Raw genomic sequence first — 16,576 nt, 5'->3', positions numbered from 1 at the left:
AGTGCACCTTAATTTGTTGGAGGCGGGCGTCAGGCTGGAGTGAGGAGCAGAAGTGCACCTAAATTTGCCAGAAGTGAGCAATACGCCGCAAGGAGAGGGATAAGTCCCTCTGAATCTGCGGGAAGTGGGCAAATACGCCGCAAGGAGAGGGATAAATCCCTCTGAATTTGCTGGAAGTGGGCGATACGCCGGAAGGAGAGGGATAAATCCCTCTGAATCCACCGGCAGCGGTCGATACGCCGCAAGGAGAGGGGAAAATCCCTCTGAATCTGCCGGAAGTGGGCGTCAGGCTGGAGTGAGGAGCAGAAGTGTACCTGAATTTGCTGGAAGAGGGCGTCAGGCGGGAAGGAGGAGTAAAAGTGAACCTTAACTTTCCAGAAGTGGGCAATACGCCGGAAGGAGAGGGATAAATCCCTCTGAATCTGCCGGAAGTGGGCGATACGCCGGGAGGAGAGGGATAAATCCCTCTGAATCTGCCGGAAGTGGGAGATACGCCGGAAGGAGAGGGATAAATCCCTCTGAATCTGCCGGAAGTGGGAGATACGCCGGAAGGAGAGGGATAAATCCCTCTGAATTTGCCGGAAGTGTGCAATACGCCGGAAGGAGAGGGAAAAATCCCTCTGAATTTGTCGGAAGTGGGCATACGCCGGTGTCGCTGGCAGATGAGGAGCGGCTAGAAGCCTGCCCGCTATATCCTCTGCGTTTAACGCAAAGCAGCGCTCCCCAGATAACTGGAGGAGCGCTGCTTTTTCTGGAAATAGGGTTCGCATGTGAACACACGACTGTTCCCAGGCTGTCCCCTGACTGTTCCCAGGTTGTTCCTGGCGGTTCCGCCGAATGGGCTTGTGAGTCCGGCTCTATGCTTGTGAGTCTGGCTCCATGCTTGTGCTACGGCTCTACTCCTTCAGGCAGGTTCGATGTACAGTTCATTCAAGATATGCTTAGTGTGATAAGTTTGCGCAGGAAGCGCTGCGGCGGTGAAGTCCTCGACTTCCTGCTGCTCTATATCGTACATGACCTCGATTTCCCGGGCGAAGAGAAGGTGCCCCTCGGCCATCAACTCCGGCAGCGCCGGGACAGCGGCTGGAATAAGGGGTGTTGTGGTTAACTGCTGCAGTGCATCCACGTAGTTTTGCAGGGTCCGGGAGCCCACGAGCTTCACGCCTTTGTTCTCTTCATTGACCATGACGAGAGTCGGGAAGCCGCGTACGCCGAGCTGGGCCACTCTCTGGAAGTCTTCCTCCAGCAGATCCTGCGCCGCCTCAAGCGCGGAGGCCTGAACGATGTCATCACCGGGTAATCCAAGCCCGTTCACAATATCAATGAGCACCTGCTCTTCTCCAATATTCCGGTTGAACACGAAGACGGCTTCTCTTGCACGCCGCAGGAAGGCATGTTCGTTCCCCGGATGGCTGCTCTGAATGACTTTGAACACTCTGGAGGGAGGATAGGAGGACTGGACCGGATTGCTCAGCCACAAGGTACCGTCAATGGGCATCCGGTAATGTTCCCCGACTTCCTTCCAATGTCCTGCCACATCAGCAGGCTGCTGTATGCCGTTCGCACGGTCCGCGAAGCCGTTCCAGCCAGCCAATAATCCGCCCATAAGGAGCTGTACTTTGAAGTATTGACCATATTGCCGGATGAACCGGTTCAGGGTAGGCTCAATCGCCCAGCAGTGTGAACAAATCGGATCTGTAGCATAATAAAGAGTAATAGCAGGCTGCTGCGGGTTGAAATCTATCATTTGGGTATGTTCGTCCTCTTCGCCGACACCACATACACCCGTCTTAAGATCACAGATCATTGGGTTAGTATTCATAAGTTGCTGCTACCTCGCTTTCTTTTAAAGTGTAGCTGAAACGTATGCCGTCCTTCCAAAGGATATCGTAGCCGTTTCTACTTGAGTATGATTATAATAGCTGTAACAATATTAACAAGTACTATTGTTTTTAATACCTAGTATACTAAATATACCTAAGGAGGGGTCTGGATGAAATATGAATTTAATCTGGCGGAGCTGTGTCCTGCCACTTTTGCTTTTCATGTCATCAGCGGGAAATGGAATCTGCCTATTCTGGCTTTTCTAAGCGAAGGCGAGCCGATCCGGTATAACGAATTAAAAAGAAGGCTGCCCGGCATCACAGGGACCACATTAACAAATTGCCTCAAAGACCTCATAGACAACGGAATTATCCATCGTGAGCAGTATAATGAGGTGCCTCCGCGCGTGGAGTATTCTCTCACTCCATCCGGTAAGGAATTAGTTCCGCTCATTGAAGACATTGTGGCCTGGGGAGCCAATAATATACATGTACTAAGCGAACGAAAGGGTTAGTAAGTTCTCAGCCGTGAATCCATCAGTTCCGGTTGACTTGCGCAGAACCCGCCCCTATGATGATAAATAATATGTAACATTAGCGCTCGCACACAGAGGAGAGAAACAGCATGGCTATGGAGATCGAACGCAAATTCCTGCTGCCGGAATACCCGGAGCGGCTGATTCAAGAAGGACAGTTGAAGGTGCAGACCCGTCACAGCATTGACCAGACTTATCTCGCGATTGAAGACGGACAGGAGCTGCGGGTGCGCAAGATAACCGATCTGGATACAGGTGAGGTTACTTACACACATACATTCAAGGATGGCAAGGGCATTAGCCGCCAGGAGATCGAATATGCCATCTCTGCCGGTATTTATAACCAGATGATTGAGGCAATGAAGGCAGTTCCGCTGGTCAAAACCCGTATTACAGGCGTATGGAACAACACCACTGTGGAGATAGATCTGTACACGCAGCTCGAGCTCACGGTGCTGGAGGTTGAATTCGATTCACTGGAGGAAGCGGAGAGCTTCACCGCCCCGGAATGGTTCGGCCAGGATGTCAGTACGGAGAAGAAGTACAGCAACAAGACCGTCTGGAAAGAGCTTCAGAACAAATAACATGAAGCGCGTCCCATGAAAAGATAGACAAGCGCCAACAGCTAACCATCATTTTGAATAGAATATGCGGACTTTAGCGCGTAAACGTGGTACTATGTAGAGTAAATTAAAGAGGGGTTCAGGAGGATGAGGCAGGCATGGAGTATATAAGCACAAGAGGCAAGGTGGCAGCCAGAGGCTTTATTGATACGGTTCTGATGGGGCTGGCGGATGACGGCGGGTTGATGGTTCCTGCTCAGATTCCGGTAATTTCCCCTGAGAAGCTGGAGGAATGGAGAAGCCTGAGCTTTCAGGAGCTGTTCCTTGAGATTTTCTCCTACTATACCAATGATGAAATTCCCTACGATGACTTGAAAAAAATGGTCTACACCAGCTACGGCAATTTCCGCGCCCCGGAGGTTACGCCGCTGCACCGGGTGAATGATTCCCTGTATGTACTGGAGCTGTTCCACGGGCCGACGTTTGCCTTCAAGGATGTGGCACTGCAGTTCATGGGTGAGCTGTACTCCTACATTGCCAAGGTGCGGGGCGAGATTATCCACATTCTCGGCGCAACCTCCGGCGATACCGGAGCGGCTGCCATCCAGGGTGTCCGCGGCAAGGAAGGCATCAAGATCTGTATCCTTCATCCGCACGGTAAGGTCAGCAAGGTGCAGGAGCTGCAAATGACCACCGTGGATGACAGCAACGTGCTGAATCTGTCCGTGGAGGGCAATTTCGACGACTGTCAGAAGATTATCAAGGAGCTGTTCGCCGATCTCGACTTCAAAGGGCGGTATCACCTGCGGGCGATCAACTCGATCAACTTCGTGCGTATTCTGGCGCAGTCGGTCTATTATTTCTATGCGTATCTCCAGCTTGAAGGCAGTGACCGCAAAAAAGTGAATATCAGCGTGCCTTCGGGCAACTTCGGCAATATTTTCTCAGGCTTCCTGGCGCAGCGAATGGGACTGCCGATCCACAAGCTGATCATCGCCACCAATGAGAACAACATTCTCGAACGGTTCGTCGTCACCGGCGAATACAAACCGGGCAGCTTCACAGGCACCTACAGCCCGTCGATGGATATCCAGGTAGCGAGCAATTTCGAACGCTATCTGTATTATCTGCTGGACGGGGATGCGGAGAAGCTGTCCGCGTATATGGCAGCCTTGCAGAGCGAGGGCGCCATTACTGTGGACGGCGAGCTGTTCGCCCGCGTGCAGGAAGATTTCTCCGCGCTGGGCGTGAAGAACGCACAGTGCCTGGAGACCATCGGCAGATACGAGCAGGAATACGGCTACCTGCTGGACCCGCATACCGCCTGCGGCGTAGCAGCGTATGAGAAGTTCAGCACCCCGGAGGAGACGAGCATTGCCTTCGCTACGGCACATCCGGCCAAGTTCGACGAGGCGATTGCCCTGACCGGCATCAAGCAGGAATTCCCGGCGCAGATTGCTGCCCTGTTCGAGCAGCCGCAGCATCAGGTCGTGGTCGATCATGACAAGGCGGAGATTGTATGCCAGCTTCAGGCTTTTTACGGTTAGAATAGCTGCGGGTCTGGAGTGACTCGCCGTCTGAATAGTAACAAACAGCCCGGCTCCGAGTAGAGCTGGGCTGTTTGTTTATGCTTAGGATAAAAGACTCATGAAAGACAAAGCGCCTCTATTTATGCAGGTGCTTTTTTTCACAAGCGAAATCTAGCGGAATTTGTCGGAAATTACGGCGGAAAAGTGGACATACCTACCACGGAGTGAGAAAATAGCTGTTATAGCGCAGTATTAGTATACGTTGATCATGGGAAACATATAAAATCTTATATTTACAAAAAAGGACGGGATCATTCATGACTATTCGTTTTGGGGTTGTAGGGACTAACTGGATTACAGACCGTTTTATTCAAGCGGGACTTGAGAATGAGGAGTTTCTGCTCACGGCTGTGTACTCCCGCTCAGAGGAGAAGGGCCGGGCTTTTGCCGCTAAGTATGCGGGGGCTTCGATCTATACCGATCTGGAGCAGATGGTATCGGGAGCAGAGGTGGACGCGGTCTATATTGCCAGCCCCAATTCCATGCATGCGGAGCAGTCATTGATCTGTCTGAACCATGGCAAGCATGTGATCTGCGAGAAGCCGGCGGCCTCCAACAGCAGAGAGCTGAAGGCGATGATCGAGGCTGCGCGCAGCAATGATGTTCTGCTGATGGAAGCGATGAAATCAACCTTTATGCCGAATTTCGGCGTTATCCGGGATAATCTATATAAGCTGGGCCAGGTACGGCGGTATTTCGCCGGTTATTGTCAATACTCCTCCAGATATGATGCTTATCGTCAGGGGACCATCCTGAATGCCTTCAATCCTGAATATTCCAACGGTTCGCTGATGGACCTGGGCATCTATTGCTTGTACCCTATGGTCGCCTTGTTCGGCAAGCCGGATTCGGTGAAGGCCGTAGGTCTGATGCTTTCCTCGGGAGTAGATGGTGAAGGCAGTATGGTTATGCGCTATAAGGACATGGACGCTGTAGTTATGCATTCCAAGATTGCGGATTCCTATCTGCCGGCCGAGATTCAGGGAGAGAACGGGACGATGGTGATCGACAAGATCAACCAGCCGTATCAGGTCAAGATCCACTACCGTGACGGGACTGTCGAAGAGCTTACACTGCCGCAGGTATACGAGCCGATGTATTATGAGGTTCAGGAGTTCATTCATCTGCTGAAAAGCGGACACCGGGAGAGCGTGACCAACAGCCATGCCAATTCCCTGGCGGTTGCGGAGCTGATGGAAGAAGCAAGAGCCCAGATCGGCCTCCGCTATGCTTCGGATCTGTAGCTGCACAGGTGGAATAGCCTGTATTTATCATTGAAATGGGGAGCGGAACTTGAAGACGTTCAAAAAAGTGTATATCGAGATCACAAGCGTCTGCAACCTGGCCTGCAGCTTCTGTCCGCCCACGGAGCGGCAGAAGAATTTCATGAAGCTGGAGACGTTTGATAAGATCCTCGATGAGATCAAACCGCATAGCAATCATATCTATCTTCATGTCAAAGGAGAGCCGCTGCTGCATCCGAAGCTTGGTGACCTCCTGGATGCAGCACATGCGAAGGGCTTCAAGGTCAACATCACGACCAACGGCACGTTGATTCATAAGGCGGGTCCGAAGCTGCTCGGCAAGCCGGCGCTGCGGCAGATGAACTTCTCGCTGCACAGCTTCGACGGCCATGCAGGCTCGGAGAACCGCCAGGGCTATCTGTCGGAGATTATCCGGTTCGTCCGGGAGATCTCGGCCCAAGGCGTCATTGTCTCCTTCCGGCTGTGGAACCTGACGGAGGACAACCGGACGAATCTGGAGAAAAGCCGCAACCGCGAGACACTGGCCCTGCTGGAAGAGGCCTTCTCGCTCGACTACAGGATTGAAGAGAAGGTGGTCCCCGGCAGCGGAGTGAAGATCGCCCCGCGTGTGTATCTGAACCAGGACCATGAGTTCAAATGGCCGGCGCTGCATGAGCCGGAGGATGACGGCAAGGGCTTCTGCCACGCGCTTCGCAGTCAGGCGGCTGTTCTGGTGGACGGCACAGTTGTGCCGTGCTGTCTGGATGGCGAAGGGGTAATCAACCTCGGCAATATCCACGAGCAGCCGTTCTCCGAGATTGTCGAGGGGGAGCGGGCGAACAATCTGTTCTACGGCTTCTCGCGCCGGGAAGCGGTCGAGGAGCTGTGCCGCAAATGCGGATACCGGCAGCGGTTTGGAACGTAAAGTTATTCTATACAAGAATAGATGCCTGTCTTGATGCAGACGATGATGCGAATATCCGCTAAGTCGTCTGCTTCTTTTTGCGCTATGACGGATTTGACACAGCCGCAGGATCAAGTGCCGCTTGAAGTTTTCCGGAAATGAAGGAGTAATTCATGTCAATATCAGGCAGAATAATAACATGTTACCGTCACTTTACCGGTCAATATACCAGCTGACTATATAAATTGAACTTGAAAATAAACAGACAGGGAGAATATAGTTCATTCATACAGTTCATCCTCCGTTCATATTGCCTTCACGAGGAGTACATTTCCATGGGGTAAGCTCTCCTTAGCAGTTCAATTAAGTTAGATTTCAGCGATAAGGACAGGTGAATGGATCATGAAAAAATGGCTGAGGGTCACGCTTAAGTCAATAGCCGCAGTAATGATTGTCATCGTGCTATTTTTTGCCGTAGTGTTTGTAGTCAATATCATCAGCAACAAATCGGAGCAGGGCAAGATTGAAGCCTATGGCCAGTTAGTGCCTGTGGACGGCAAAAAAATGAATGTATTGATCCAGGGGTCGGGTAAAGAGACCGTTGTATTGATCCCGGGTTACGGAACAGGGGCGCCGGCACTTGATTTCAAACCGCTGGTAGATGAGCTGTCTCCTTCCTACAGAGTAGTGGTTGTCGAGCCGTTCGGCTATGGATTAAGTGACCGGACGGATAAGGAACGGACGAACGACAATATCGCCAGCGAGATTCATGAAGCGTTACAACAGCTTGGGATTAAGCGTTACACTTTAATGGGGCACTCCATAGCCGGGATTTACGGGCTGAATTATGTGAACAAGTACACTGATGAAGTGACCGCTTTTGTAGGAATCGACAGCAGTGTGCCGACCCAAGGGGGAATGGACGATGAAATGCCGGTGGGGATGTTCAAATTCCTCGACCAGTCAGGGATCATGAGATTGCTCAAAAAGGTGGGCGGTGACGCTTATGCCGGACTTCCTTTTGATGACCACACCAAGCAGCAGATGAGAATGATCTCGAACAAGAACTCCAGCAACGATACTACACTGAATGAAATGAAGCATTTCAATGAGAATTTCACTGCCGCCCAGGCGCTCAGCTTCCCGAAGGAGCTGCCGCTGCTTCTCTTCATACAGGCTAATAATACGGATGTTGAGGGCTGGCAGACGCTGCATGAAGAGCAAGTGAAGAATTCCGCGTATGGTAAGCTGGTGCCGCTTGTAGGTGAACATTATCTGCATCATACCCTGTCCAAAGAAATTGCTAAGGATTACAAGGATTTCATGGCAGGCATCAAATAACTTGAACTTAAACCTAGATTACTAAAGCAGCGGCAGCACGGGATCGTAATATTTCCTGGATTGCCGCTGTTTTTAATGTTTCAAACTACAGGCAGCAGGGCTATTGTATAGAGATTGTTAATACATAGGGAGGCATGGAAATGCTGAAATCATTGCAGGCTATAGAAGCGTACCGTGAAGGGGGGCAGCCCTCCGGTGAAGGCTGGCGGTGGCTCGAATACATCGTTCAGGCCGAACAGACGATTGTCAATCTGGAACGGGTGGAATCGCTCCGGGAATTGGAACAGCAGAACCCGGTGCTGGATTATGTAGAGCGGAGTCTGCGTATACTGGACAGTCTTCCTCTGTCCTATTGGATCAGGGAATTGGTTGAAGAGACCCTGGTCTGGTCGGAGACGGCCAAGGGTGGTACTCTACGGCAGCGCCGGAGCTGGCAGGAGGAAGGCATTAATATTTTCGTTCATAATATCGGCTCTGCACAGCTATACCAGCGGTATGTGGACGGTACCGGGCAGGAGCAGGCAGGGTCGGTTGAGAAAAGACTGGTCGTACACACCCTGATCGAAACGCACGGGCTGATCGGGCAGCAAATCCGCGGCGAGGTTCCGCCTTCCGTCAATCTTCCGTTGTCCCGGCTGGTGGAGCAGGGTGTGCTAAGCGCCGATGAATTGGAGCGTCTGCTGTTCGCGCTGAATCACTGCATCATCGCTGCCGTCTCCCCGGAGCTGTGGCAGGAGGTCCGTCCGCAGGTGATGGAGCTGATCGCTGTCATCTCCTCGGGGAATCTGCAGCCTGAGCTGCCGATGAAGGAACGCCTGCGGAGAATGCGCGCAGAGTCGATTGCGCAGGGCGAAGATTATGAGACGGAATGGGAGCTCCTTATGCGGGAAGGGTTCCTTCCTGACGCACTGGAGCCGCTGCAGCCTGCTACCTTCTGGTATGTGGAGTCAGCGCTGCAGACCTTCACGCTGGAGCAATTCCTGAAGGTCATCAGCCTGGCCGCTGCCAGCAGCCCGCTTCATATTCATCACCTCAGCTTCGAGGCGGTGATGAACAGTATCCACTATGATTATAAGGGCAGCAAGAAGATCAACGTGTACAAGAAACGGATTATCGAGAAATACCTCTCCGGGCTGAGCTGGGAGGAGATCTACAGCGGAGCGGAGCCTTCCGGCGCCAATCCGCATCTGGTACACCGGCTGCTGCGCAAGGAGCATCTGCCGGGTACGCTGTTCTTCCATTTCGAGTTCTCTCCGGCAGCGGAGAAGCTGATCGAATTCTGTATAGAGGCCGAGAAGTCGGCGCTCTATGAACGGGCGGTGCTGCTGCTGTTCGACTTGTTTGATCTGCGGCGGGACGCCTTTGACCGGTTCCACAATGAGGATACGTACTTAAGCCAGATGAATGATACAGCAGATTACAAGGCGGTGATTCTGGATTATGTCACCGGCCGTAAAGTACTGGACATCGGGCCGGGCGGCGGGGTGCTGCTGGACCTGATCGAGGAGCGGATGCCGGAGGTGGTTCCGGTCGGCATTGATATCTCCAGCAATGTGATTGAAGCGCTGCGGCAGCGCAAGCAGCGGGAAGACCGCCGCTGGGAGGTGCTGCAGGGCGATGCGCTGAACCTGAAGGACTATGTGGAGCCGGGGACGGTGGATACGGTGATTTTCTCATCTATTCTGCATGAGCTGTATTCTTATGTCCCGCTGGACGGGAAGAAGTTCAATCATGGAACGGTGTCGGCAGCGTTGGCCAGCGCCTTCGGGGTACTGGCGGACGGCGGAGCCATCATTATCCGTGACGGGATTATGACCGAGCCGGAGGATCAGATGCGAAGAGTGCGGTTCCTGGAGGATGACGGAATGGCGTGGCTGGAGCGGTATGCGAAGGATTTTGACGGCCGGAGTATCCGGTATGAGCAGCTTAGCGGGCAGGAGGTGCTGATGCCGGTGAATGATGCGATGGAGTTTCTGTACACGTATACGTGGGGGGAAGAAGCCTACATCCATGAGGTGCAGGAGCAGTTCGGATACTTCACTCCGTCGCAGTATGCTGCGTTCATTGAGCAGACGCTTGGACCGCAGGCGAAGATTGAGGTGTTCCGCCACTACTTGCAGGAGGGCTATACGGAGGCGCTGCAGGATAGGGTTGTGGTGATGGATGAGAGCGGGCAGGCAATCGCCCTGCCGGACAGCACCTGCTTCATCGTGATCCGCAAGGCGGGGTGAGGGCGGGGGCTGGGGCTGGGGCTTCTGCTTGAGCGGTCGATTTTTGGCCCGCGCCCAGTGAAATGAGGTGCACTATTGATCCTGATTAGCTCATTGGGCCTGCGCCTAGTGAAATGAGGTGCACTATTGCTCTCTGTCGGCTCATTTGGCCCGCGTCCAGTAAAGTGAGGTGTACTATTGCTCCTTAGTGGCTCATTGGGCCCGCGTCCAGTGAAGTGAGGTGTACTATTGCTCTCTGTCAGCTCATTTGGTTAGCGCCCAGTAAATTCAGGTGCACTATTGCGCCTTATTGGCTCATTTGGCCCGCGCCCAGTAAATTCAGGTGCACTATTGCACCTTATTGGCCCATTTGGCCCGCGCCCAGTAAATTGAGGTGCACTATTGCTCTCTGTCGGCTCATTTGGCCCGCGCCCAGTAAATTCAGGTGCACTAATGCGCCTTATTGGCTCATTGGGCCCGCGTCTAGTGAAATAAGGTGCACTATTGCTCTTCATTTCCACATTTAGCCCACTTCTGTTGCGCTTTGTGCAATAGATTTCTCTAACAAGCACGAGGAAATGGCTTCTATTGCACTCTATACACTAGAATTTCCTGGAAATGGCCTTTTGGAGCCTATATTCAGAAATCTGATGTATGAAATACAACAGAATGAATTTTAAGGCAAAATAAAGCGGAATCTATTGCAGAAAGTGCAATCAGTGAAGAAATCCGGGGAGCCCAGCGGCGGTTGGAACAACGGCCCGTTCGCGGAGCGTCCACTCATAGGCACACGTTGATCCTGCTCGAAAATAAAAAGCTGTCCCACACAGTCATTTCATGACTTAGGGGACAGCTTTTTTGAAATAGAAGAAGGTATAGGTGTCACATGAAAAGCAGCCTCTGCTTACTTAAGTGTGCTGATCAGGGTGCTGATTTTACCGCCTTGTACCTCGAACTCATGCCGGAACAGCTGCGGGGCGGGAACGCGGTTCTTATTGAATTCCCCCTCCATCTCGGCTGTTACGGCGATGTGATCGCCGGCTTCTTCGATCTCCATAATAGTGAAGCGGACCTTGGCAGAGAACAGCTCGGATTCACCCCAAGCCGCTATGGCTTCTTTACCTTCGGCCGTTTTGCCGTTATCCTTCACGCTTGCGCCGGGAGAGAACAATTCAATGAAGACCTCGGGCTGATATTGGTTGATCGCATTGTAAAAGTCCTGTACTTCACTGGGCAAGGTAACATGTTGATTCATGGATATCTGCCTCCTGTAAGTAGATTGGTGAGATGCCATCCTTACACTAACTTAAACGTATCCGGGCATCCGTAAGCAGACATTCTCGTTTGGACGGGGGCTGAGCTATGGGTATAGCTGGTTCTGCCCGGAGAGTTGACCGGCGTCCTTGCGGAATTCGGAAGGCGAGCAGTTCATCATTTTGCGGAATACTTTGATGAAGTAGCTGACATTGTCGAAGCCGACATCCATGGCGATGTCGGAGATTTTGCGGTCCCCCTGCTTAAGCAGGGCTGCGGCCTGGCGGACCCGGTAGGAGTTGATGTAATCCACGGGCGTTTTGCGCGTCATGCTTTTGAAGAACCGGCAGAATTGCCCTTCGCTCATCGGAATCAGCCCGGACAGGTCGCGGGTGCGAATCGGCTCCTGATAGTTGTCCTGGATATAGAGAATCACCTTCTTCAGCCGGTCCACCTTCGCCGTATCCGCTTCCCCGGACTGGCTGTGGTTGACCGAACGTCCGGGCGCGGCAATCTGGGAGAGCATGATCAGCAGGGTTCCTTTCATAAAGGCTTCAAATCCGGGCATCGTATGATCATACGCCTCCATCATCCGCTCCAGATGCCGAAGCAGCTCTCCTTGCCAGGGAATGGAGGGAGTGAGGTGACGCGGAAAGCTCTGGCGCTTCTCCTGAAGCGGCAGAATGACGGTCTGCTGGATGGTATCATATTGGGCGCTGGCCAGGAGATCGGGGTGAAAGACCAGTGCGCAGAACCGGCAGGGAGTGTCCTTGACCGCATAAGCGGCATGAATATCACCGGATTCAATAAACACGGCTTCGCCGGGGCGGAGGGTGAAATAGTCGGTATCCACCTGAAAGAGAATCTCGCCTTCAAGCAGCAGGAAGAATTCCGCTTCCTCATGCCAGTGAGTGTCAAGGACAGGCGCTCCGGCCGGAAGCTCGATCCAGTAGGCAGCTAAGGGAAACATGGCATCCCCGTGTTCACGGTCTTCCTTCAGCAAACGCTGTGATGTGCGGTCCATTGTAGCCCTCCTTGGATGAATGATATCAAAATAGTGTTATAAATGAGCTATATATTATTAGTTTTGTGATTTTGTTATCGGTATAATGCAACTATAAACACCAAATTGAAGGGTGGCAAGTGCACATATGAAATTTACAGACGGCCTTTGGCTGGTACGTGACGGAATTACCATCAATGGTGCAGTTCAGAACTATGTGGTAGAGAAAACTACAGAAGGTCTGACAGCCATTACGCAGACAACTCCAATTACAGGTCGTTCGGCCACACTTAACTCTACACTGCTTACCGTAAAATTCCATTCTCCGCTGCCGGGTGTGGTTGGTATTAAGATTATTCATAATGATGGCGTAATTAACCGGGGGCCTTCGTTTGAACTGACCCAGGGAACGGGCGATCATGTTCAGATTGAAGAGACGGAAGCACAGACGGTGCTGATCAGCGGCGGACTCCGTGTGGTCATCAACAAGGGCACTCACTGGTCTGTGGACTTTTACCGCGGCGACGAGCGCATTACCGGCAGCGGTTACAAGTCGATGGCCTATATCACGGATCAGGCCGGCAACACGTTCATGCGTGAAGAGCTGGATATTGGCGTTGGCGAATTCGTGTATGGTCTGGGCGAGCGCTTCACTGCTTTTGTGAAAAACGGCCAGGTGGTTGACCTGTGGAACAAGGATGGCGGTACAAGCTCCGAGCAGGCCTACAAGAACGTTCCGTTCTATGTGACCAGCAAAGGCTATGGCGTGTTCGTCAACCAGCCGGAACTGGTGTCTTACGAAATCGCTTCGGAGAAGGTGAAAAAAGCCCAATTCAGCGTAGCCGGAGAGAGCCTGGAATACTTCGTGATTGAAGGGCCGACGATTAAAGAGGTTATTACTAAATACACTTCCCTGACCGGCAAGCCTGCGCTTCCTCCGGCATGGACCTTCGGCCTGTGGCTGACCACTTCGTTCACTACGGACTACGATGAAGCTACGGTGAATTCCTTCGTGGAAGGGATGGCGGAGCGCGATCTGCCGCTGCATGTATTCCACTTCGACTGCTTCTGGATGCGCGAGTACCAATGGACCGATTTCCAGTGGGATTCCCGTGTATTCCCGGACCCGGTGGGGATGCTGAAGCGTCTGCATGACAAAGGGCTGAAGATTTGCGTCTGGATCAACTCGTATATCGGACAGCGTTCCCCGTTGTTTGAAGAAGGCCGGAAGAACGGTTATCTGCTCAAAAGACCGAATGGCGACGTCTATCAGACGGACCTCTGGCAAGCGGGCATGGGTCTGGTGGACTTCACTAACCCTGCAGCTTGTGAATGGTATGCCGGTTACCTGCGTGACCTGGTGGATATGGGCGTAGACAGCTTCAAGACGGACTTCGGCGAGCGGATTCCTACCGATGTGGTGTACTTCGACGGCTCTGATCCGTACAAAATGCATAATTATTATACCCAGTTGTATAACAAGGTTGTCTTTGAAGTCCTGGAAGAGAAGCTCGGCAAAAATGAAGCTGCCGTGTTCGCACGTTCCGCTACAGCCGGCGGGCAGCAGTTCCCGGTTCACTGGGGCGGCGACTGTTACGCTGACTATGAATCCATGGCAGAGAGCCTGCGCGGCGGCCTGTCGCTCGGCCTGTCCGGCTTCGGCTTCTGGAGCCATGATATCGGCGGCTTCGAGAATACGGCTCCGGCGCATGTCTTCAAGCGCTGGCTGGCCTTCGGCCTGCTCTCCAGCCACAGCCGTCTGCACGGCAGCACCTCGTACCGTGTGCCTTGGGCTTACGATGACGAAGCTGTGGATGTTACCCGCTTCTTCACCAAGCTCAAATGCAGCCTGATGCCGTACCTGTATGATGTTGCCGGACAGGCACATGAGCAGGGCTGGGCTTCGATGCGGGCCATGGTGATGGAATTCCCGGAAGATCCGACCTGCGAGGTACTGGACCGCCAGTACATGCTGGGGGATTCCCTGCTGGTGGCCCCGATCTTCCAGGAGAACGGCGAAGTGAAATACTACCTGCCGGCCGGCCGCTGGACACACCTGCTAAGCGGTGAGACTGTAGAAGGCGGATCCTGGCGCAAAGAGAAGTATGACTTCTTCAGCCTGCCGCTGTTCGTACGCCAGAATTCCCTGCTTGCCGTAGGCAGCGAGGATAGCCGTCCGGATTATGATTTTGCCGAAGGCGTGAAGCTTAGCCTGTACTCCCTGGAGGACGGCAAGACGGCAACGGCAACGGTACGCGATATCAATGGCGCTCCCGAGCTGAAGGTGGAAGCTGCGCGCAGCGGCAGCACGGTAACTGTAACTGCCGAAGGCAGCGGCAAAGCGTTCACCTTTGCAGTGAAGGATCTCGGCGCTATCGCTTCCGTAGAAGGTGCGGCTCAGGCAGATGAGACTACAGTGACAGTGGGCGCCGGAGCGAAGTCCGTATCGTTCACGCTGATGCTGAAATAAGAATAGCTGATGCTTAAGCTCTCTGATGACAGGGGACATCCGTCCCTGGTGCATTGGAGAGTTTTTTGCAGGCGGAGTCATCAGAACAGGAGAATGGAGAACTATGAATATTCAAGAGGATAGTGGTAAAGAGATTAGCGATACAGAGAATAGCGGAGTCCTGAGCCAGCCGGAGTTCACTTCAGCCACAGCGCTGTCCACAGCCGCCAATTATATTATGAACTCGTCCGAGCCCTTCACTCGTACGTACCGGACTTACATCCGGCTCCGGGAGAATGGCCGCCTGACGCTGAAGTTCTGGCACAGTAATGCCGTGGATTCGACCTGGGACCTGGGGGCGGAGTCAAGGGCCAGTGAGCCGGGCGGGGCGTGGAGTATTGAAGCGGCGTATATCGCCGATGGGGGCACCGTGCCGGACGGTACGGTTGTATCGGGATCACAGGTCCCGGTAACCTTCGGAGGCGAAGCCTCGCGGCTGGTGGAGCCGGGCGAGCAGTTCTGGAGCGACGAAGCGCTGCTGGAGCTGCCCGAAGGGCATGTTCTGGCGTTCACCTGGACGCTGAAGGCGGCAGCCGGGAAGTCGATTCCGTTCAACGTGGAAGGAATGCTGGTCTCCGGCTACGATGCGCCGGGCCACCTGGCCGCTCAGGAATCGGCCGCTGCATTCAACGAATCGGACAAGCTGCTGGTCCTCCCAAGCTTCTTGGGATACAGGGCAGAGGTAACGAAGAAGCTGGTCTTCCTGGGGGATTCGATTACGCAGGGAGTACGGACAGCGAAGAATGAATACGCCTATTGGGCGGCAAGAATCGCCGAAGGACTGGGAACGGGCTACGGGCTGTGGAATATCGGCTCCGGCTGGGGCCGGGCTTATGATGTCGCCACGGATGGCGCCTGGCTGGACAAAGCGAAGCAGGGCGATGAGCTGCTGATCGTGCTCGGGGTGAATGATCTGGATATCGGTCAACGCTCGGCAGAGGAGCTGCTGGCAGACCTTACGCATATTATTTCTGAGATCAAGGAAGCGCGGCCAGAGACTGCCGTGATTCTGAGTACCGTGCCGCCGTTCAATTTCGAGGGTGCACGCGAAACGGCTTGGCGTACGGTGAATGCGGCGATTCTTAACAGCCCGCCTGCCGGTGTGGACCGCGTGTTCGACATAGCCGCAGTGCTGTCTGCACCGGCTCCGGAAGAGCACAGAATCAGACCGGAGTATATGAGTGACGAGTTCGACCCGCACCCGAACGGCACGGCCGGGAAGGCCGTGGCGGATGCTTTTCTGGCATGGTATGGGGAATCCGGGAAATCTGCGTCTTCAGGCAGACCCTAATACTGCTTAGGCAAGGCAACAGGTAGGAAATGTTGTAAGTAATGCAGCATTGAATCCCGGGTACCGGGGGCACGGGAGGATTGTTGTACATAAGGCAGGAATTGTTCCGCCAAGCCGCTTGGACGGGGTGGAATGCTGCCTTTCGTACAACAAATCCGAAATACGGCCGTACTCCGTGAGGGGAATGTTGCATTCCGGGCAGGATTCTCACGTTAAACGCGTTATGCCGACAGTGATCGTGCAGCAGGACAGTTTATGCGGATTACCCAAGGATAAGGGCCTGCGGGTTTGCAGACGCTTATCTTTTTT

12 protein-coding genes are annotated in these 16,576 nt (G+C 53.4%); 9 read left to right on the top strand and 3 right to left on the bottom strand.

Annotated elements, in window-relative coordinates:
* Positions 1-904: 904 nt before the first annotated feature.
* On the bottom strand, positions 905-1,822 hold the full coding sequence (locus HQN87_RS19605) for a DsbA family protein (protein ID WP_173136816.1): 918 nt from the start codon (positions 1,820-1,822) through the stop codon (positions 905-907).
* A 171-nt stretch (positions 1,823-1,993) separates the two neighbouring features.
* Between HQN87_RS19605 and HQN87_RS19600 the strand changes: the two genes are divergently transcribed.
* The 7 genes from HQN87_RS19600 (at position 1,994) to HQN87_RS19570 (ending at position 10,231) form a co-directional block, all read left to right on the top strand.
* Entirely contained in the window at positions 1,994-2,338 is a 345-nt protein-coding gene (locus HQN87_RS19600; RefSeq protein ID WP_173136815.1) for a winged helix-turn-helix transcriptional regulator, read from the top strand.
* 110 nt (positions 2,339-2,448) lie between these two features.
* On the top strand, positions 2,449-2,943 hold the full coding sequence (locus tag HQN87_RS19595; RefSeq protein ID WP_173136814.1) for a CYTH domain-containing protein: 495 nt from the start codon (positions 2,449-2,451) through the stop codon (positions 2,941-2,943).
* A gap of 137 nt (positions 2,944-3,080) precedes the next feature.
* Entirely contained in the window at positions 3,081-4,469 is a 1,389-nt protein-coding gene (gene thrC, locus HQN87_RS19590; RefSeq protein WP_173136813.1) for a threonine synthase, read from the top strand.
* A 299-nt stretch (positions 4,470-4,768) separates the two neighbouring features.
* Positions 4,769-5,755: a Gfo/Idh/MocA family protein gene (locus tag HQN87_RS19585; protein ID WP_173136811.1), complete on the top strand. Its 987-nt coding sequence runs from the start codon at positions 4,769-4,771 to the stop codon at positions 5,753-5,755.
* Positions 5,756-5,804: 49 nt separating this feature from the next.
* A complete protein-coding gene (locus HQN87_RS19580) occupies positions 5,805-6,680 on the top strand; it encodes a radical SAM/SPASM domain-containing protein (RefSeq protein ID WP_173136809.1) in 876 nt (291 codons plus the stop codon).
* Positions 6,681-7,061: 381 nt separating this feature from the next.
* Positions 7,062-8,000, top strand: a complete 939-nt coding sequence (locus HQN87_RS19575) for an alpha/beta fold hydrolase (RefSeq protein ID WP_173136807.1) — start codon at positions 7,062-7,064, stop codon at positions 7,998-8,000.
* A gap of 140 nt (positions 8,001-8,140) precedes the next feature.
* Entirely contained in the window at positions 8,141-10,231 is a 2,091-nt protein-coding gene (locus tag HQN87_RS19570) for a class I SAM-dependent methyltransferase (RefSeq protein ID WP_173136805.1), read from the top strand.
* 883 nt (positions 10,232-11,114) lie between these two features.
* Here the strand turns inward: HQN87_RS19570 and HQN87_RS19565 are convergent.
* Both HQN87_RS19565 and HQN87_RS19560 read right to left on the bottom strand, forming a co-directional pair.
* Positions 11,115-11,465 carry a nuclear transport factor 2 family protein gene (locus HQN87_RS19565; RefSeq protein ID WP_173136803.1) on the bottom strand — a complete coding sequence of 117 codons (351 nt, stop codon included), beginning with the start codon at positions 11,463-11,465 and terminating at the stop codon, positions 11,115-11,117.
* A gap of 105 nt (positions 11,466-11,570) precedes the next feature.
* On the bottom strand, positions 11,571-12,488 hold the full coding sequence (locus tag HQN87_RS19560) for an AraC family transcriptional regulator (protein ID WP_173136801.1): 918 nt from the start codon (positions 12,486-12,488) through the stop codon (positions 11,571-11,573).
* Between the two features lie 127 nt (positions 12,489-12,615).
* On the opposite strand from HQN87_RS19560, the gene yicI reads away from it, so the two are divergent.
* Both yicI and HQN87_RS19550 read left to right on the top strand, forming a co-directional pair.
* The gene (yicI, locus tag HQN87_RS19555; protein ID WP_173136799.1) at positions 12,616-14,937 is read left to right on the top strand and encodes an alpha-xylosidase; all 2,322 of its coding nucleotides are present in this window, start codon (positions 12,616-12,618) and stop codon (positions 14,935-14,937) included.
* Between the two features lie 103 nt (positions 14,938-15,040).
* Positions 15,041-16,267 (top strand): SGNH/GDSL hydrolase family protein, encoded by a 1,227-nt coding sequence (locus tag HQN87_RS19550; RefSeq protein WP_173136797.1) that lies wholly within the window; start codon positions 15,041-15,043, stop codon positions 16,265-16,267.
* The last annotated feature ends 309 nt before the right edge of the window (positions 16,268-16,576 follow it).

Origin of the sequence: Paenibacillus tritici (assembly GCF_013204885.1) — a bacterium.
Taxonomy (GTDB): domain Bacteria; phylum Bacillota; class Bacilli; order Paenibacillales; family Paenibacillaceae; genus Paenibacillus_AQ; species Paenibacillus_AQ tritici.
The sequence above is the reverse complement of the archived record's forward strand: the minus strand, read 5'-3'. Positions and strand labels throughout refer to the sequence as shown.